The organism is Arenimonas alkanexedens, assembly GCF_054781355.1.
The window spans coordinates 726,488-744,212 of the sequence record NZ_BAAGUO010000001.1 but is presented as its reverse complement, the minus strand read 5'-3'; the positions used below and the strand labels follow the sequence as shown (position 1 = coordinate 744,212).

General features: G+C 68.1%; 15 protein-coding genes. 12 read left to right on the top strand and 3 right to left on the bottom strand.

Annotated elements, in window-relative coordinates; genetic code table 11:
• Positions 1-41 precede the first annotated feature (41 nt).
• From bamA to ACYVGY_RS03430, 11 genes are all read left to right on the top strand, one after another.
• Positions 42-2,546: an outer membrane protein assembly factor BamA gene (bamA, locus tag ACYVGY_RS03480; RefSeq protein WP_460456072.1), complete on the top strand. Its 2,505-nt coding sequence runs from the start codon at positions 42-44 to the stop codon at positions 2,544-2,546.
• A 37-nt stretch (positions 2,547-2,583) separates the two neighbouring features.
• Positions 2,584-3,579 (top strand): UDP-3-O-(3-hydroxymyristoyl)glucosamine N-acyltransferase, encoded by a 996-nt coding sequence (gene lpxD / locus ACYVGY_RS03475; RefSeq protein ID WP_460456252.1) that lies wholly within the window; start codon positions 2,584-2,586, stop codon positions 3,577-3,579.
• Positions 3,580-3,592: 13 nt separating this feature from the next.
• The gene (gene fabZ, locus ACYVGY_RS03470; RefSeq protein ID WP_460456071.1) at positions 3,593-4,057 is read left to right on the top strand and encodes a 3-hydroxyacyl-ACP dehydratase FabZ; all 465 of its coding nucleotides are present in this window, start codon (positions 3,593-3,595) and stop codon (positions 4,055-4,057) included.
• 1 nt (position 4,058) lies between these two features.
• Positions 4,059-4,829: an acyl-ACP--UDP-N-acetylglucosamine O-acyltransferase gene (gene lpxA / locus ACYVGY_RS03465; protein WP_460456070.1), complete on the top strand. Its 771-nt coding sequence runs from the start codon at positions 4,059-4,061 to the stop codon at positions 4,827-4,829.
• Between the two features lie 16 nt (positions 4,830-4,845).
• On the top strand, positions 4,846-6,042 hold the full coding sequence (lpxB, locus tag ACYVGY_RS03460; protein ID WP_460456069.1) for a lipid-A-disaccharide synthase: 1,197 nt from the start codon (positions 4,846-4,848) through the stop codon (positions 6,040-6,042).
• Positions 6,039-6,650: a ribonuclease HII gene (gene rnhB, locus ACYVGY_RS03455; RefSeq protein ID WP_460456068.1), complete on the top strand. Its 612-nt coding sequence runs from the start codon at positions 6,039-6,041 to the stop codon at positions 6,648-6,650. Before lpxB ends, rnhB begins: the two co-directional genes overlap by 4 nt.
• A 27-nt stretch (positions 6,651-6,677) precedes the next feature.
• The gene (dnaE, locus tag ACYVGY_RS03450) at positions 6,678-10,196 is read left to right on the top strand and encodes a DNA polymerase III subunit alpha (RefSeq protein ID WP_460456067.1); all 3,519 of its coding nucleotides are present in this window, start codon (positions 6,678-6,680) and stop codon (positions 10,194-10,196) included.
• A gap of 185 nt (positions 10,197-10,381) precedes the next feature.
• A complete protein-coding gene (locus ACYVGY_RS03445; RefSeq protein ID WP_460456066.1) occupies positions 10,382-11,341 on the top strand; it encodes an acetyl-CoA carboxylase carboxyltransferase subunit alpha in 960 nt (319 codons plus the stop codon).
• A 31-nt stretch (positions 11,342-11,372) separates the two neighbouring features.
• Positions 11,373-12,665: a tRNA lysidine(34) synthetase TilS gene (gene tilS, locus ACYVGY_RS03440; RefSeq protein WP_460456065.1), complete on the top strand. Its 1,293-nt coding sequence runs from the start codon at positions 11,373-11,375 to the stop codon at positions 12,663-12,665.
• Between the two features lie 32 nt (positions 12,666-12,697).
• The gene (locus ACYVGY_RS03435; RefSeq protein ID WP_290888461.1) at positions 12,698-12,955 is read left to right on the top strand and encodes an exodeoxyribonuclease VII small subunit; all 258 of its coding nucleotides are present in this window, start codon (positions 12,698-12,700) and stop codon (positions 12,953-12,955) included.
• Positions 12,945-13,823: a polyprenyl synthetase family protein gene (locus ACYVGY_RS03430; RefSeq protein WP_460456064.1), complete on the top strand. Its 879-nt coding sequence runs from the start codon at positions 12,945-12,947 to the stop codon at positions 13,821-13,823. Before ACYVGY_RS03435 ends, ACYVGY_RS03430 begins: the two co-directional genes overlap by 11 nt.
• Before the next feature lie 19 nt (positions 13,824-13,842).
• Here ACYVGY_RS03430 and ACYVGY_RS03425 read toward each other — a convergent pair whose 3' ends face one another.
• Both ACYVGY_RS03425 and pmbA read right to left on the bottom strand, forming a co-directional pair.
• Positions 13,843-14,178, bottom strand: a complete 336-nt coding sequence (locus ACYVGY_RS03425; protein ID WP_460456063.1) for a DUF4870 domain-containing protein — start codon at positions 14,176-14,178, stop codon at positions 13,843-13,845.
• A 100-nt stretch (positions 14,179-14,278) separates the two neighbouring features.
• On the bottom strand, positions 14,279-15,637 hold the full coding sequence (pmbA, locus tag ACYVGY_RS03420; RefSeq protein ID WP_460456062.1) for a metalloprotease PmbA: 1,359 nt from the start codon (positions 15,635-15,637) through the stop codon (positions 14,279-14,281).
• A gap of 35 nt (positions 15,638-15,672) precedes the next feature.
• On the opposite strand from pmbA, the gene yjgA reads away from it, so the two are divergent.
• A complete protein-coding gene (gene yjgA / locus ACYVGY_RS03415; protein WP_460456061.1) occupies positions 15,673-16,209 on the top strand; it encodes a ribosome biogenesis factor YjgA in 537 nt (178 codons plus the stop codon).
• Positions 16,210-16,280: 71 nt separating this feature from the next.
• Here yjgA and tldD read toward each other — a convergent pair whose 3' ends face one another.
• Positions 16,281-17,723, bottom strand: a complete 1,443-nt coding sequence (gene tldD / locus ACYVGY_RS03410) for a metalloprotease TldD (RefSeq protein ID WP_460456060.1) — start codon at positions 17,721-17,723, stop codon at positions 16,281-16,283.
• Positions 17,724-17,725: the final 2 nt, after the last annotated feature.

Sequence of the window (17,725 nt, the reverse complement as noted above, 5' to 3'; positions counted from 1 at the left end):
CCCCTTTCGCGGGCACACCGGTGCCCGTCTCCAACGGATTGATGATGACGCGACCCATTGCTCGCCGCTGCCTCCTGAGCCTCGCGCTCGCCGCCGCCCTCGCCGGGCCCGTGCAGGCGCAGAACCAGCCCGCCTTCACGGTGTCCGACATCCGCGTCGAGGGGCTGCAGCGCATCTCCGCCGGCACGGTGTTCACCTACCTGCCGGTCGAGAAGGGAGACACCCTCGACCGCGGCAGCTCGGCGGAGGCCATCCGTGCGCTGTTCCAGACCGGCTTCTTCAGCGACGTCAGGCTCGAGCGCCAGGGCGACATCCTGGTCGTGGTGGTCACCGAGCGGCCCGCGATCAACACCATCACCCTGACCGGCAACAAGGACATCAAGTCTGACGACCTGCTGTCCGGCCTGCGCAATATCGGCCTGTCCGAGGGCGAGACCTTCAATCCGCTGAACCTGGACCGCGTCACCCAGGAGCTGATCCGCCAGTACAACAATCGCGGCAAGTACAACGCCACGATCACCCCGACGGTGACCACGCTCGATCGCAACCGCGTGGATATCGGCATCGTGGTGCAGGAAGGCAAGGCCTCCCGCATCAGCGACATCAACATCGTCGGCAACCAGACCTATCCCGAGTACGAGCTGCGCAGCGGCTGGGAATCGGGCACCACCAATTGGCTGTCCTGGTATCGCCGCGACGACCAGTACTCGCGCGAAAAGCTCTCGGGCGATCTCGAGAAGCTGACCAACTACTACCTCGACCGCGGCTACGTCGACTTCAACGTCGAGTCCACCCAGGTCGCGATCACCCCGGACAAGCGCGACATCTTCGTGACCGCGAACATCGCCGAGGGTGACGTCTACACCATCTCCTCGACCAAAGTGTCCGGCGACACCATCCTGCCGGCCGCGGAAATCGAGAAGCTGGTCGTCCTCCGGGAAGGCGACACCTTCTCGCGCCGCCTGGTCGAGCTGACCTCCGACGCCGTCATCGCCACCCTGGGCAACATCGGCTACGCCTTTGCCCAGGTGAATCCGGTGCCCGAGATCGATCGCGAGAAGCGCACGATCGGCATCAACTTCTTCGTCGATCCGGGTCCGCGCGTGCAGGTGCGCCGCATCGTCTTCAAGGGCAACGTGGGCACCTCGGACGAGGTGATGCGTCGCGAAATGCGGCAGTTCGAGGGCGCCTGGTTCTCCCAGGCCGCCATTGACCGCTCCAAGGTCCGCCTGCAGCGCCTGGGCTTCTTCGAAACGGTGGACGTCGAGACCCCCGAGGTCGCCGGCAAGCCCGACCAGGTCGACCTGGTGGTCAACGTCAAGGAGCGCAACTCGGGCCAGTTCACCTTCGGCCTGGGTTACCAGCAGAACTTTGGCCTGGTCACCACCATCCAGTTGGTGCAGAACAACTTCCTGGGCACCGGCAACCGCGTCAGCCTGGCGCTTCAGAACAACAGCTTCTCGAACCAGTTCTCGCTCGGCTTCACCGATCCCTACTTCACCGACGACGGGATCAGCCTCGGCTACAACCTGAGCTATAGCGACTACAGCTTCTCGAACCGCGACGCCAACCTGGCGCAGTTCGACAACGCCGTGGCCTCGGGCGAGATCGTCGTGGGCCTCCCGCTGACCGAGACCGACAGCATCAGCTTCTCGCTGGGCATCGATCGCAACCAGATCACCACCGACGACTTCGGCACGCCGCCGTTGCTGATCGAATACCTGGTCGACGCCCTGGAGGATCGCGCGCGCTTCCCGCAGTTCCACGTCGACAACGACAACGATCCGCTGACCCCGATCGAGAACGACGACGGCGACCCCAGCACCACCGACGCCCTGACGCTTGGCCCGTTCCGCAAGTGGAACGTCAATGCCTGGCGCCTCAAGACCGGCTGGCAGCGCGACTCGCGCAACGACTTCCTGATGCCGACCCGGGGCACCCTGCACCGCATCGGCGCTGAAATCGTCCTGCCGGGCAGCGACCTCGAGTACTACCGCCTGAGCTACGTGTTCGAGAACTATCGTCCGATCACTTCCTGGCTGGGCGTGAAGTCGGCGCTGGACGTGGGCTACGGCGACGCCTACGGCATCACCAAGGACCGCACCTGCCGCGTCTACGACGACTTCGGCAGCGTGGTCGTTGGCGCGTCGAAGAGCTGCGGCATGCCCTTCTTCAGCAACTACTACGCCGGCGGCCCGAACTCGGTGCGTGGCTTCGAGGTCAACACGATCGGCCCGTTCTACTCGTTCTCGGATACGTTCCGCCAGCCGATCGGCGGTCCGTTCAAGACCGTGGGTTCGTTCGAACTCTTCTTCCCGACCCTGTTCGACAGCCCGAGCACCCGTCTGTCGGCGTTCATCGACTACGGCAACATCTACAACGGCGTGGACGAGTGGGAAGCCAAGACCCTGCGCGTTTCCACCGGCATCGCGGTGCAGTGGCAGTCGCCAATGGGTCCGATCTCGATCAGCTATGCGCTGCCGCTGCAGCGCGAGCGCAGCGACCAGATCGAACGCCTGCAGTTCACCTTCGGCGGCCAGTTCTGAGGCAACCCCCCTGGCCGCGCCGACCACAAGCTTCGAACTGGCCGGCCTGGCCGACCGCTTCGGGCTGGAGTTGCGTGGCGACGGCAAGGTCCTGATCAACGGCGTGGGCACCCTCTCGGGCGCCCGCGCCGGGCAGCTCGGCTTCCTGGCCAATCCGCGCTATCGCAGTGAGCTGGCCGGCACCGCTGCCAGCGCGGTGGTGGTTTCGGCGCAAGACGCCGACGCCTGCCCGGTGCCCTGCCTGGTCGCGAAGTCTCCCTACGTCAGCTTCGCCAGGATCGCTGCGCTGTTCGAGGCATCGGCCGCGCCGGCGCCGGGCGTGCATCCCACCGCCGTACTCGACCCCAGCGCCACGGTTGACGAGGGCGCCCAGATCGGTCCCTTCACCAGCATCGGCGCCCGCAGCCGCGTGGCCGCCGGCGCCGTGATCGGTCCTGGCTGCGTGGTCGGCGAGGACTGCGTGGTCGGCCCTGATTGCCTGCTGGTGGCCCGGGTCACCCTGGTGGCGCGCGTCACGCTGGGCGCCCGCGTGCGTATCCACCCAGGCGCCGTGCTGGGCGCCGACGGCTTCGGCCTGGCGATGGACGCGGGGCAATGGATCAAGGTTCCGCAGCTGGGCGGCGTGGTGGTGGGCGACGACTGCGAAATCGGCGCGAATACCTGCATCGATCGCGGCGCCATCGAAGACACCGTGCTGGAACAGGACGTGCGCCTGGACAACCTGATCCAGGTCGGCCACAACGTACGGATCGGCGCCCATACGGCCTTGGCTGGCTGTGTCGCGATCGCCGGCTCGGCGCGTATCGGCCGCTACTGCCTGATTGGCGGCGGTGCCGGGATCAGCGGCCACCTGGCGATTTGCGACCGGGTCACGATCACGGCCATGAGCCTGGTGACCCAGTCGATCACCGAACCCGGCGAGTATTCCTCGGGCATGCCGGTGCAGGAAAGCCGCCTGTGGCGGCGGAACGGCGCTCGTTTCCGGCAACTGGACCAACTGGCGCGTAAGATAGGCGCCTTGTCCAAGGAATGACGCAAGGAACCCGATGAGCGACGACACCATCAAGATGCCCGTGGACGTCTCGTGCATCCTGCACCTGCTGCCCCACCGCTACCCGTTCCTGCTGGTGGACCGGGTGATCGAGCTCGAGCCGCACAAGCGCATCCGCGCCTACAAGAACGTGAGCTTCAACGAGCCATTCTTCCAGGGCCACTTCCCGGGCCGCCCGGTAATGCCGGGGGTGCTGGTGATCGAAGCGATGGCGCAGGCCGGCGGCTTGCTCACCCAGCTTTCGCAGCCGCGCGACAAAATCAACGAAGGCAAGCTGTTCTACCTGGTGAAGGTGGACAACGCGCGCTTCAACCGCATGGTGGTGCCGGGCGACAAGCTCGACTTCGAGGTCAAGGTCAAGCGCCTGATCCGAAACATGGCGCTGTACGAATGTGCCGCCAGCGTCGATGGCCAGGTGGTCGCCAGCGCCGAGATCCTCTGTGCCGAAGGCAAGGAATGACATGATCCACCCGAGCGCACAGATCGACCCGGGTGCGCGACTGGGCAGCAACGTCCAGATCGGCGCCTTCGCGGTGATCGGCCCGGAGGTCGAGATCGGTGACGACAGCCGTATCGGCCCGCATTGCGTCATCACCGGTCCGGCCCGCATCGGCCGCGCCAACACCATTCATGCCCATGCCACGGTCGGCAACGACCCGCAGGACAAGAAGTTCGCGGGCGAACGCACCGAACTGGTGATCGGCGACCGCAATACCTTCTTCGAGTTCACCACGATCAGCCGCGGCACCGCCGACGGTGGCGGCACCACCCGCATCGGCGACGACAACTGGATCATGGCCTACGTGCACGTCGCCCACGACTGCATCATCGGCAACCAGTGCATCCTCGCCAACAACGCCACCCTGGCCGGCCACGCCGTGCTGGGCGACTGGGTGATCCTGGGCGGCTTCGCGGCCATCCATCAATTCTGCAAGATCGGCGACCACGCCTTCATCGGCATGGGCAGCCTCGTCAATGCCGACGTGCCGCCCTTCCTGATGGTGGCCGACAAATACGCCGAGCCGCGCGGCATCAATGCCGAAGGCCTCAAGCGCCGCGGTTTCGACGCCGATCGCATCGCCGCCATCAAGCGCGCCTACCGGGCGCTGTACATGTCCGGCAAGCCCATGAGTGAAGTTCGCGAACAGCTTGCCCAGGGCGCGACTGAATCGCAGGACGTGCGGCTGATGCTCGAGTTCATCGAGCGCAGCGGGCGCGGCCTCCTGCGCTGAGCCGGTCGCACGAACGGTGGCCGGCGTCACCCTAAGACCGTCCCTTGAGCTAGCCCTCGCGGCAGGGAAGAAACTGCGCATCGCCATCGTGGCGGGCGAAGCTTCCGGCGACCTGCTGGCGTCCGGGCTGTTGCGCGAACTCCGGCTGCGCTTCCCGTCGGCCGAGTTCGCCGGCGTCGGCGGCGAACACCTGCGGGCGGCCGGACTCGATGCGTGGCACGACTGTTCGGAACTGGCCGTGATGGGTCTGGCCGAGGTGCTGCGGCACTTGCCGCGCCTGCTGCGCCTGCGGCGCTCGCTGCGCGAACGCCTGCTGCAATGGCGTCCGGATGTGTTCATCGGCGTGGATGCGCCCGACTTCAATCTCGGCCTGGAACGCAGCCTCAAGCGAGCCGGCATCCGCACCGTGCACTACGTCAGCCCCTCGGTCTGGGCCTGGCGCGAAGGCCGTGCGGCCAAGATCGGGCGCAGTGCCGATCGCGTGCTTTGCCTGTTCCCGATGGAGCCGCCGATCTATGCGCGCCACGGCGTGAACGCGCGCTTCGTCGGTCATCCGCTGGCCGACGCCTTCCCGCTCGAGCCTGATCGCGCCGGTGCGCGCGAACGCCTGGGCCTGCCCGCCGAGGCACCGGTGCTGGCGGTGCTGCCGGGCAGCCGGCTGGGCGAGATTGACCGCTTGTTCCCGGAGTTCATCGAAGCGGCGCGGCTCGTCACCGTCCAGGTTCCCGGCCTGGCGGTGGTGGTTCCGGCCGCCAACCCGGACTGTCGCGCCGCCATCGAGAGAATCCTGGCGACGCAGCCGCTGGCCAATGTCCTGGTCACCAAGGGCAAGGCCCACGACGCGATGATCGCGTCCGACGTGGTGCTGCTCGCCTCCGGCACCGCGGCGCTCGAAGGCCTGCTGGCGAAGCGGCCCATGGTGGTCGGCTATCGCATCTCGGCGCTCACCTACCGCATCGTGATGCTGCTGGGCATGATGCGCGTGAACCGCTACAGCCTTCCCAACGTCCTGGCCAACGAGCCGATCGTGCCGGAACTGATGCAGCAGGACTGCACGCCGGAGAACCTGTCCGCCGCGGTGATGCAGTGGTTCCGTCAGCCTGACGCGCGCGCCGCGCTGTTGCCGCGCTATCTCGCCATCCACCACAAGCTTCGCTGCAACGCGTCTTCGGCCGCCGCGGATGCGGTGGCCGAACTGCTGTCCGAACCTTGAGCGAGGTTCGCATCGCCGGCGTGGACGAAGCAGGCCGCGGACCGCTGGCCGGTCCGGTGGCCGTCGCCGCGGTCATCCTCGATCCGGCACGACCGATTGCCGGCCTGGGCGACTCGAAAGCGCTCAGCCCGGCCCGGCGCGAGGCACTGGCGCCGCTGATCCGCGAGCGTGCGCTGGCCTGGCATCTGGAGCTGGTGGGGATTGAGGAAATCGACCGCCTCAACATCCTGCACGCGACGATGGCGGGCATGGCGCGGGCGATACATGCGCTGGTGCCGGCGGCCACGTTGGCCCTGGTGGACGGCAACCGCCTGCCCCCCGGCCTGCCCTGCCCCGCAGAGGCCCTGGTGAAGGGCGATGCGCGGGAACCGGCGATCATGGCCGCGTCGATCCTGGCCAAGGTGGCGCGCGACCAGCTCATGCGTGAACTCGAGGACGTGCATCCCGGCTATGGCTTTGCGGTGCACAAGGGCTATCCCACGCCCGAGCATCTCGAGGCCCTGCGCCGGCTCGGCCCTTGTCCGCAGCATCGCCGCAGCTTCGCGCCGGTCCGGGCCTGCCTGGTAACCGGGACTGTCAAGCCTTGCCCGCCTCCACCCTCGGGGTAAACTGCCGGTTGACCCTTGGTCCCCGGCATGACGCTCCGATTCGTTCACCTCCACCTGCATAGCGAGTATTCGCTCACCGACTCGACCATCCGCATTCCGGAGCTGGTCGGCCGCTGTGCGGCGCTCGGCATGCCCGCCGTGGCGGTGACCGACACCAGCAACCTGTTCGCACTGGTGAAGTTCTACAAAGCCGCCGAACCGGCCGGCCTCAAGCCGGTGGCTGGCGCCGACCTCTGGCTCGCCGCCGACGGTGGGCCGCCTTCACGCCTGACCCTGCTGTGCCAGGACCGCCGCGGCTACCTCGCGCTGTCGCGACTGATCAGCCGCGCCTTCCTCGAAGGCCATGCCGGCGACTACGTCGCGATCGAACCCGAATGGCTATACCGCGACTGCGAAGGCCTGGTCGCATTGGCCGGCCGCGACAGCCTGCTGGGCCAGCTGCTGGCCGCCGGCCGCGAGGAGCAGGCCGGCCGCGTGCTGGGCGAATGGCGCGCCGCCTTCCCCGACCGCCTGTATCTGGAGCTGACCCGCACCGGCCGCGACGGCGAGGACGCTTTCAACGCCGCCGCGGTGGCCCTGGCCGGACACCACGCACTGCCGCTGCTGGCCAGCAACGACGTGCGCTTCCTGTCGCCCGAAGACTTCGAGGCGCACGAGGCCCGGGTATGCATCGCCACAGGACGCGTGCTCGAGGACCCCAAGCGCCCGCGCGACTACAGCCGCGAGCAGTACCTGAAGTCGCCGGAGGAAATGGCCGAGCTGTTCGCCGACCTGCCCGAGGCGCTTGAAAACACCGTCGAGTTGGCCAAACGCTGCAACCTCGAGCTGAGTTTGGGCAAGTACTACCTGCCCGACTTCCCGGTGCCCGAAGGCCAGACGCTCGACAGCTGGATCCGCGAGGAGTCGCACCGCGGCCTGGACGACCGGCTCGCCAAGTTCGAAGTCGCGCCCGGCCATGACCCGGCCGGCTATCGCGCACGCCTGGACACCGAGCTCGACGTGATCTGCACGATGGGTTTCCCGGGTTACTTCCTGATCGTCGCGGACTTCATCAATTGGTCCAAGCGCAACGACATCCCGGTGGGCCCTGGCCGCGGCTCAGGCGCGGGTTCGCTGGTGGCCTGGGCGCTGGGCATCACCGATCTCGACCCGATCCGCTACGACCTGCTGTTCGAGCGTTTCCTGAATCCCGAACGCGTGTCGATGCCCGATTTCGACATCGATTTCTGCATGGACCGCCGCGACGAGGTGATCGATTACGTCGGCCACAAATACGGCCGCGACAAGGTCAGCCAGATCATCACTTACGGCACCATGGCTGCGAAGGCGGCCGTGCGTGACTGCGGTCGCGTGCTCGGCTATCCGTATGGCTTTGTTGACTCGGTGGCCAAGCTCATCCCGCTGACGCTGGGCGTATCGCTCGAAGACGCGCTGGGGCTGAGCGAAGCGGCAAAGAAAAATGCCGACCTCGCCTCGGCCGAGTTGATCCAGCGCTACCGCGACGAAGACGACGTGCGCGACCTGATCGACCTGGCGCGCAGCCTGGAAGACCTGACCCGCAACGCCGGCAAGCACGCCGGCGGCGTGGTGATCGCACCGACCCCGCTGACCGACTTCAGCCCGCTGTTCGCCGAGCACGTGGCCAAGGGCGAGACCGCCAAGTCGGTCGTCACCCAGTTCGACAAGGACGACGTGGAAGCGGTGGGCCTGGTGAAGTTCGACTTCCTGGGCCTGCGCACGCTGACCATCATCGACTGGGCGGTGAAGGCCATCAACGTCCGGCGCAAGCGCGCCGAGGTGCCGCCGCTGGACATCCTGGCGCTGCCCCTGGACGACCCGGGCACCTATGCGCTGCTGTCCAAGGGCCAGACCACCGCCGTGTTCCAGTTCGAATCGCGCGGCATGAAGGAGTACATCAAGAAACTCCAGCCGGCTCACTTCGAAGACCTGATCGCGCTGGCTGCGCTGTACCGTCCGGGCCCCTTGGGCGCGGGCATGGTCGACGACTTCATCGATCGCCGCCACGGCCGCGCCGAGGTCAGCTACCCGCATCCGCTGCTCGAGGCCATCCTCAAGCCCACCTACGGCGTGATCGTCTACCAGGAACAGGTGATGCAGATCGCCCAGGTCCTGGCCGGCTATTCGCTGGGCGGCGCCGACCTGCTGCGGCGCGCGATGGGCAAGAAGAAGCCCGAGGAAATGGCCAAGGAGCGCGTCAAGTTCGAGGCCGGCGCGGCGGCGCAGGACATCGGCCCGGACTTCGCCAGCCCGATCTTCGACCTGATGGAGAAGTTCGCGGACTACGGCTTCAACAAGTCGCACTCCGCCGCCTACGCACTGATCGCCTACCAGACCGCTTGGCTCAAGGCGCACCACGCGGCCGAATTCATGGCGGCGACGATGTCTTCGGACATGGACAACACCGACAAGGTGGTGACCTTCCTGGAGGAATCGCGCGAGATCGGCCTGACCGTGCTGCCGCCCGACGTCAACGCCTCCGACTACATGTTCGTGGCCCTGGACGCAAAGACCGTTCGCTATGGCCTGGGTGCGGTGAAGGGCGTCGGTCGCGGCGCCTGCGAATCAATCGTTGAAGCGCGCCAGGCCAAGGGGCCGTTCCGCGACCTGCTCGATTTCCTGCGCCGGGTGGATTCGGCCAAGCTCAACCGGCGCGTGCTCGAGGCGCTGGTGAATGCCGGCGCGCTCGATGCCCTCGGCGCCAACCGCGCGTCGCTGATGCTGCAGCTGCCGGAAGTGATCAAGGCCACGGAGCAGCTGGCGCGCGAACGCGCTGCCGGCCAGGTGTCGCTGTTCGGTGGCAGCGGCGCCGAGCCGGAGATCCACCTCGACCTGCCTGAGGCGCCGGACTGGCCGCTGGAAACCAAACTGCTGGGCGAGCGCGAGACCCTGGGCCACTACCTCAGCGGTCATCCGCTCGACCCATGGCGCGGCGAACTGCAGTCCCTGGTCGGCGTCAGCCTGGGCGACCTGGATGCCCTGTGGAGTGCAAAGAAAGACCGCCGGGGCGAAGCCGCGGTCGTGCTCGCCGGCATCGTCACCGCCACCCGCCGGCGCGGCGACACCATGGGCTTCGCCCGGATCGAGGATGGACGTGGCCAACTGGAAGTCGCTTTTTTCCGCGAGGCCTTCGCGGAATGCGCGCACCTACTCTCGCGCGACCGCATCCTGTTGATCGAGGGCAATCTGGCCGAGGACCAGTTCAGCGGCGGCTTCGTGCTGCGCGCGCGCCAATGCTGGGATTTCCGCGCGCTGTGCGCCCAGCACGCGCGCCGGCTGGCGCTGACCGTGGACCTGCGCGCACAGGGCACTTGGGACCGACTGCAGCAGGTCCTGGCCGGCTTCCGGCCCGGCGCCACCCCGCTGCGGCTGGACCTGCTGACCAGCGCCCGGGCCCGCGGCACGCTCGACGTCAACGGCACCGAAGGCGTACGCACCGAGCCCGAGCTGATCAGCCAGCTGCGCGCCCTGCCCGGCGTCAGCCAGGTATCCCTCCAGCTCCACCGCCCCTGGCAACAAGGCGGCTAACCCCTGTAGGAGGGCCTTCAGGCCCGAAGCCCTTAGAGCTTCGGGCCTGAAGGCCCTCCTACAGGAAAGCTTCGGGCCTGAAGGCCCTCCTACAGGAAAGGGGGCAAGAACGGATAGAATCCCGGCCTAGACCCTTTGCTCTAGACCGTCGGCCCCAGGCCGGCGCGTCTGAACCGAGTACCCGCATGAATCCGAACTTCCTCGATTTCGAACAACCCATCGCCGAACTGGACGCCAAGATCCAGGAACTGCGCAAGGCCAGCACCGGGCCCGCGGTCAATATCGAAACCGAGGTCAACGGCCTGCAGGCAAAACTGCGCCTGCGCACCGCCGAAATCTTCAAGGCGCTCACGCCCTGGCAGATCTCGCAGCTCGCGCGCCATCCGCAGCGACCCTACACCAACGACTACATCGGCCTGATGTTCGAGGAATTCCACGAACTGGCCGGCGACCGCGCCTTTGCCGACGATGCCGCCATCGTCGGCGGCCTGGCCCGCATGGATGGCCGCGCCGTAATGGTGATCGGCCAGCAGAAAGGCCGCGACACCAAGGCCAAGATCAAGCGCAACTTCGGCATGCCGCGGCCCGAGGGCTACCGCAAGGCGCTGCGCCTGATGAAGATGGCCGAACGTTTCAAGCTGCCCCTGCTCACTTTCATCGACACCCCGGGCGCCTATCCCGGCGTCGGCGCGGAGGAGCGCGGCCAGTCCGAAGCCATCGCCCGCAACCTGCTGGAAATGGCCGAACTCAAGATCCCGGTCATCTGCACCGTTATCGGTGAAGGCGGCTCCGGCGGCGCCCTGGCCATCGGCGTCGGCGACCGCACCCTGATGCTCGAATACAGCACCTACTCGGTGATCTCGCCCGAAGGCTGCGCATCCATCCTGTGGAAATCGGCCGACAAGGCCCGCGACGCCGCCGAGGCCCTGGGCCTGACCGCCAAGCGACTGTACGAACACAAGCTGGTGGACATGATCGTGCCCGAGCCGCTGGGCGGCGCCCACCGCGACCCGACGACGATGGCGGCCACGCTCAAGCAGGCGATCCAGGCTGAACTCGCGATCCTCGACCGCGTGGATATCCCGCAGCTGCTCGAGAATCGCTACCAGCGCCTGCGCAGCTACGGCGCCTACGAGGCCGCCTGATCCCGCCGGGTAGCCGCCGCTGGGAGGCCGCATGCTCCTGACCTCGCCACCAACGCCTCCGGGCGCTCCCGTCCGCGTCGCTTTCAGCGGCGGCATGGACTCGACGGTGCTGCTGCACTGGCTGGCCTCCAGCCCGGCCATCCGCTCCGACGGCCTACGCGTCCTGCACGTTGATCACGGCCTGCACCCCGATTCTGCAGCCTGGGCGGCGCACTGCGCCGACTTCTGCCGGAAGCACGACCTGTCCCTCGAAATCTGCCGCGTGGCCGTAGACGGCGCCGGACGCGGCCTGGAGGCCGCCGCCCGGGAAGCCCGCTATGGCGCGCTGGCCGCCGGCCTTCAGCCCGGAGAGCGGATTGCCCTCGCCCACCATCGAGACGACCAGGCAGAAACCGTGCTGTTGCGCCTGCTGCGCGGCGCCGGGGACGGCCTGGCGGCGATGCGGCCGCTCCGCCCCTTCGGCCCGGGCTGGCTCTGGCGCCCGCTGCTGGGCGCGCCGCGGACCGCCCTGGCCCGCTACGCCCGAGAGCACGGCCTGGCCTGGGTCGAAGACCCCAGCAACGCCCACGACCGCGCCGACCGAAACTACCTGCGCCACCACGTGCTGCCCCGCCTGACCGAACGCTGGCCCCAGGCCGACGCCGGCCTGGCCCGCAGCGCCTCGCTGCTGGCCGGCCAGGTCGAGCTACTGGCGGATGAGGATGCGCGCCGGCTGGCCCAGGTGCAGGGACTGGATCCGGCCACGCTGTCGGTGCCCGCCCTGCTGGGGCTGGCGCCGGGCTGGCGCGATCGCGTGCTGCGTTTATGGGTGAACTCGCTGGCGCTGCCGCCGCTGTCCGCCGAAGGCCTGCGCGCGATCAACGAGGAGTTGATCCCGGCGCGCGAAGACGGCGAGCCGCGATTGTCCTGGTCGGGCGCGGTGGTGCGGCGCTGGCGCGACCTGCTCCATGCCGGCCCGGAGCTTCCGCCGCTGCCCGCCGACTTCGCCTGTGTTTGGGACGGACGCGTACCGTTGTCCCTGCCGTCCGGCGACCTGTTTTCGCTGTCCCCCACCGGATCATTCGCCGCGCCGCTGCAGGTGCGCGCACGCCAGGGCGGCGAGCGTCTGGTGCTGGCCGGTCGCGGGCATTCCAGCGAACTCAAGCAGGTGCTGCAGGCGCTGGGCCTGCCGCCCTGGCTGCGCGCGCGGCTGCCGCTGCTGTTCGACGCTGACGGCGTGCTGCTGGCCGCTGGCGACGTCGCCCTGGCCGCGCCCCTGCAGGACTGGCTGGCCACGCACGGCTGCTGCCTGCGGCTCACCGCTGCGGCGGCGCCGACACGTTGACCGCCCGCCACCGCTCGCCGCAAACTGCGTCCATGGCCGCCAAGACCCCCGCATCGCCGCCGTCCCCCGTCGCCCAGTTCGAGACCTCGCTCGACGAACTCGAGCAGCTGGTGCAGAAGATGGAAAAGGGCGACCTCTCGCTCGATGATTCGCTCGCGGCTTACGAGCGCGGCGTCGGCCTCTATCGCCAGTGCCAGGGCGCGCTTGAGCAAGCCGAACTGCGCGTGCGCCTGCTCAGCGATCCCGCCGACCCCGACAGCGGCCAGCCCTTCCAGCCCGATGCCGGCTGATCCGGCGGCGGCGCGCTGGCTGCAGCGCGTCGAAGCCCGGCTCGAACTCGCCCTGCCCTCGGCTTCCGAATCACCGCAGACACTGCACGCGGCCATGCGCCACGCGGTCTTGGGCGGCGGCAAGCGCCTGCGACCGCTGTTGGTCTACGCCGCGGGCGCCGCCACCGGCGCCGACGAAGCGCTCTGCGATGCGCCGGCCGCTGCGGTCGAACTGGTGCACGCCTATTCGCTGGTGCACGACGACCTGCCGGCGATGGACGACGACGCGCTGCGCCGCGGACGCCCTACGGTGCACATCGCCTTCGGCGAAGCCACCGCCATCATTGCTGGCGACGCGCTGCAGGCGCTCGCCTTCAGCGTACTGGCGGAAGCCCCGGCGGACGCGACGCTGCGCATGGACTGGCTGCAGTCGCTGGCGCGGGCGGCCGGCGCCCGCGGCATGTGCGGCGGCCAGGCGCTCGACATGGCCGCCACCGGACAGGTACTTGCGCTGCCAGAGCTTGAGCGGCTGCATGCCCTCAAGACCGGCGCGCTGATCGCCGCGGCGGTGCGCATGGGCGGGCTGGCGGGCGGCGCCGATGCGGCGACGCTGGCGAGGCTGGACGACTACGCGACAGCCCTGGGCCTGGCTTTCCAGATCCGGGACGACATCCTCGACGTCGAGGGCGACAGCGCCCAACTGGGCAAGACCGCCGGCAAGGACCTGGCGCAGGACAAGTCAACCTATCCCGCCCTGCTGGGCATGGCGCGCTCTAAGGCGCTGTTGACGACGCTGTCGGAAAAAACAAAAGCGGCCCTCGGGCCGCTTGGGAGCGAGGCCGACGCCTTGCGCCGGCTCGCTGAATTCGCAATCGCGCGGGTCAGCTGACCCGCGCGAAGCGTTTGGCTCAGTTCACCAGACGGATCGAGACCGGATAGCGGTAGCTCTCGCCGTTGTTGGCCTTCATGCCGGCCAGAATGCAGAACACGATGTTGCCGATCAGGATGACCGGGTACAGCAGGAAGCCGATCAGCAGGAAGCTCAGCACGAAGGCCACGACCCATGCCAGCAGCACCGTGATCTGGAAGTTGAGCGCTTCCTTGGCCTGGGCGTTGAGCCAGGACTTGTCGGCCTTGTCCTTGTTGATCAGCCAGATGATCAGCGGAACGATGAAGCCGGCGATGATGCCCGACAGATGGGTGATCAGGGCGAGGGTTTTGTCTTCGGCTTGCACGTCGTTCATTGGTTTCCCCTTGTTTTGGATGCTTCGTTGGGCAGCGCCGGAGGCGCCGCAGCCCGACTAATCTCCGACCTTGTGATGGGACTGTCAAGGAAACGTAGGATCAGGCCTCACCGGCCACCATCATCCGCCCCACCAGGATCGAACCCACGGAGACGTGCGAACGCGCGTCCACGTCGGCACCGACCGCCTCGATGCCGAGGTAGATTTCGGGCAGCCGCCCGGCGATGGTCAGCTCGTCCACCGGGTGCGCGATCTCGCCACCCTCGATCCAGAACCCGGCCGCGCCGCGCGAATAGTCACCGGTGACGGTGTTGGCGCCCTGTCCCATTAATTCGGTCACCAGCAGGCCCCGGCCCATGGCCCGCGCCATGTCCTCCAGGCCGCTGGCGTTGGCGCTGACCTCGAGGTTGTTGACGCCGCCGGCATTGCCGGTGCTCTGCAGTCCGAGCTTGCGCGCCGAATAGCTGCCCATTACGTAGCGCTGCAGGACACCGTCGCGCACCAGATCAGAATCAACGGTCGCCACGCCCTCGGCGTCGAAGGCCGAGGACCGGATACCGCGCATGCGGTGCGGCCGCTCGGTAATGGCGAACCACGACGGCAGGATCTGCTTGCCTGCATGGTCGAGCAGGAAGCTGGCGCGCCGATAGAGCGAACCGCCGGACACCGCGCCGAGCAAATGACCGATCAGGCTGCGCGCCATCTCCGGCGCAAACAGCACCGGGTACTCACCGGTGCGGATCGGGCGCGATCCGAGCCGGCGCAGCGTGCGCTCGGCGGCCCGGCGGCCTACCTGGGCGGGCGTTTCGAGATCGTCCGACGACAGCGCGCTGGTGTACCAATAGTCACGCTGCATCTTGTCGCCACGCCCGGCGATAAGCGCCACGCTGAGCGAATGGCTGGTGCCGCGCTCGGCGCCAAGGAAACCGTGGCTGTTGGCGTAGACCGATACGCTTTCGCTGCGATAGACGCCGGCGCCGTCGGAATTGCTGATGCGGGCGTCGGCCGCGCGGCCGGCGGCCTCGGCCTCCAGCGCCAGCGCGATGGCACGGTCGGCATCCAGCGGTGCCGGGTGCCAACCGTCGAACTCGCGCAGGTCGGTGGCCATGCGGTCGACGTCGGCCAAGCCCGAGGCGGCGTCGGCCTCGGTGTGGCGAGCGATCGCGCAAGCCTGCTCCACCGTGGCGCGCAGGCTGTCAGACTGCAGGTCGGCGGTGCTGGCGCTACCCTTGCGCTGGCCGAAATAGACGGTGAGCCCGACGCCGCGGTCGCGGGTGCGCTCGACGGTTTCGACCTCACCCATCCGGACGTTGACCGATAGCCCGGCGTCCTCGTTCATGGTCACTTCGGCCTGGCTGGCGCCCAGGTGCTTGCACTGGGCCAGGACCTCGCGGGCAAGCCCGGATAGGCGCTCCATGCGGGCCAGGGAATCATCGGATGCTGCGGTCAGGGGCTGCATGGGCGTATCCTTTCGCTCCAGGACGGTGGTGGACGATGCACAGCGAAGACTTCGAAGAAGACGAACACGACTACGGCCCGAGCCGCAGCGAGCAGCGCCGGGAGGCGCTGGCGGTGCTGGACCTGGCGATGAAGCTGGTCGGCGAAAGCGATGCCCGGCTGCAGCAGATCCCGATGGACGAGGACCTGCTCACGCTGGTGATCGCCTCCAAGAAGGTCACGGCCCAGATCGCCCGCAAGCGGCAGGTCCACTACCTGGCCAAGATCATGCGCCGGCAGGACGACGAGGCGCTGCAGCTGATCCGCGCGGCGCTCGACCACGACAAGGCCGAAGGCCGCCGCGAGGCGCAGGCCCTGCACGAGGTCGAGTACTGGCGCGACAAGCTGGTGGCCGACGGCGACCAGGCGCTGTCGGAACTGCTGGCCAGTCATCCGCAGGCCGACCGCCAGCACCTTCGCCAGCTGGCGCGCAATGCCCAGCAGGAAAAACTCAAGAACAATCCGCCGCACGCCCATCGCGAGCTTTTCCGCGAACTGCGCGTGCTGCTTTCGGCCGACGGCGACACCCCGTAGCGGCGAAGCAGTGCGGCTCTTGGCTCCGTTCCGGCGGGCCGGGAAGCCGGCGGGACCTGCCTGGCCTTCAATCACGCCTGCGTGCCGCCCACGGTCATCGCGTCGATCTTCAAGGTCGGCTGGCCGACGCCGACCGGCACCGACTGCCCGTCCTTGCCGCAGATGCCCACGCCCTGGTCGAGCTCAAGGTCGCGCCCGACCATGCTGACGCGGGTCATGGCTTCCGGACCATTGCCTATCAAGGTGGCGCCCTTCACCGGACGGGTGATCTTGCCGTCCTCGATCAGGTAGGCCTCGGTCGCCGAAAAAACGAACTTTCCGCTGGTGATGTCGACCTGGCCACCGCCGAAGTTGGGCGCGTACAGGCCCTTCTTCACTGAAGCGATGATCTCGGCCGGATCGTAATCACCGGCCAGCATGTAGGTGTTGGTCATGCGCGGCATCGGCAGGTGCGCGAAGCTCTCGCGGCGGCCGTTGCCGGTCGGCGCCACGCCCATCAGCCGGGCGTTCAGGCTGTCCTGGAGATAGCCGCGCAGGATGCCGTCCTCGATCAGCGTCGTGCACTGGGTCGGGGTGCCCTCGTCGTCGACGTTGAGCGAACCGCGGCGCGCGGCCAGGGTGCCGTCGTCGACAATGGTGACGCCCGGCGCCGCCACGCGCTCGCCGATGCGGCCGGCGTAGACCGACGTGCCTTTGCGGTTGAAGTCGCCCTCCAGGCCGTGCCCGACCGCCTCATGCAAGAGCACGCCAGGCCAGCCCGGCCCCAGCACCACGGGCAGGGTCCCCGCCGGCGCGTCTATCGCGTCGAGGTTGACCAGCGCCTGGCGCAGCGCTTCCTTCGCCACCGCCCGCGGACGACCGCCGGAGAACAGCTCAGCGTAGGAATAGCGGCCACCTGCACCCGAATAGCCCTGCTCGCGGCGGCCGCCCTGCTCAACGATGACCTGTACGTTGAAGCGCACCAGCGGCCGCACATCGGAGGCCACCGCACCGTCGCTGCGCGCCACCAGCACGGTGTCCACGCCGCCGGAAAGACTCACGATCACCTGCTTCACGCGAGGGTCCTGCGCACGCAGCCATTGGTCCACCTCGCGCAGCACGTTGATCTTCTCATCGGTGGCCATGCCGTCAATCGGATCCACCGGGGCATAGAGCTCGCGCCCCTGGACCAGCACCTGCTGGCCGCCGCCGGCCTGGCGGCCGCTTTGACTGATCGCGCGCGCAGCCGAGGCCGATTCCAGCAGCGCATCGGCGCGGATGTCGTCGGAATAGGCGAAACCGGTCTTCTCGCCGCTGATCGCGCGCACGCCCACGCCCTGTTCAATCGAGTGCGAGCCGTCCTTGACGATGCCATCTTCCAGGCTCCAGCCCTCGCGGCGGCTGTGCTGGAAATAGAGGTCGCCGTAGTCAACGCCGGGCCCCATCAGGCGGCCAAACGCGGCATCGAGTCGGTCAAGGTCAAGGCCGCCCGGCGTGAGCAGGCGCGATTGGGCGAGTTGCAGGGTATCGGTCATGG

Coding starts and splice junctions, on each gene's coding strand:
- bamA (WP_460456072.1), top strand. CDS start 42: ATGATGACGCGACCCATTGCTCGCCGCTGCCTCCTGAGCCTCGCGCTC.
- fabZ (WP_460456071.1), top strand. CDS start 3,593: ATGAGCGACGACACCATCAAGATGCCCGTGGACGTCTCGTGCATCCTG.
- lpxA (WP_460456070.1), top strand. CDS start 4,059: ATGATCCACCCGAGCGCACAGATCGACCCGGGTGCGCGACTGGGCAGC.
- dnaE (WP_460456067.1), top strand. CDS start 6,678: ATGACGCTCCGATTCGTTCACCTCCACCTGCATAGCGAGTATTCGCTC.
- ACYVGY_RS03445 (WP_460456066.1), top strand. CDS start 10,382: ATGAATCCGAACTTCCTCGATTTCGAACAACCCATCGCCGAACTGGAC.
- tilS (WP_460456065.1), top strand. CDS start 11,373: ATGCTCCTGACCTCGCCACCAACGCCTCCGGGCGCTCCCGTCCGCGTC.
- ACYVGY_RS03435 (WP_290888461.1), top strand. CDS start 12,698: ATGGCCGCCAAGACCCCCGCATCGCCGCCGTCCCCCGTCGCCCAGTTC.
- ACYVGY_RS03430 (WP_460456064.1), top strand. CDS start 12,945: ATGCCGGCTGATCCGGCGGCGGCGCGCTGGCTGCAGCGCGTCGAAGCC.
- ACYVGY_RS03425 (WP_460456063.1), bottom strand. CDS start 14,178: ATGAACGACGTGCAAGCCGAAGACAAAACCCTCGCCCTGATCACCCAT.
- pmbA (WP_460456062.1), bottom strand. CDS start 15,637: ATGCAGCCCCTGACCGCAGCATCCGATGATTCCCTGGCCCGCATGGAG.
- yjgA (WP_460456061.1), top strand. CDS start 15,673: ATGCACAGCGAAGACTTCGAAGAAGACGAACACGACTACGGCCCGAGC.
- tldD (WP_460456060.1), bottom strand. CDS start 17,723: ATGACCGATACCCTGCAACTCGCCCAATCGCGCCTGCTCACGCCGGGC.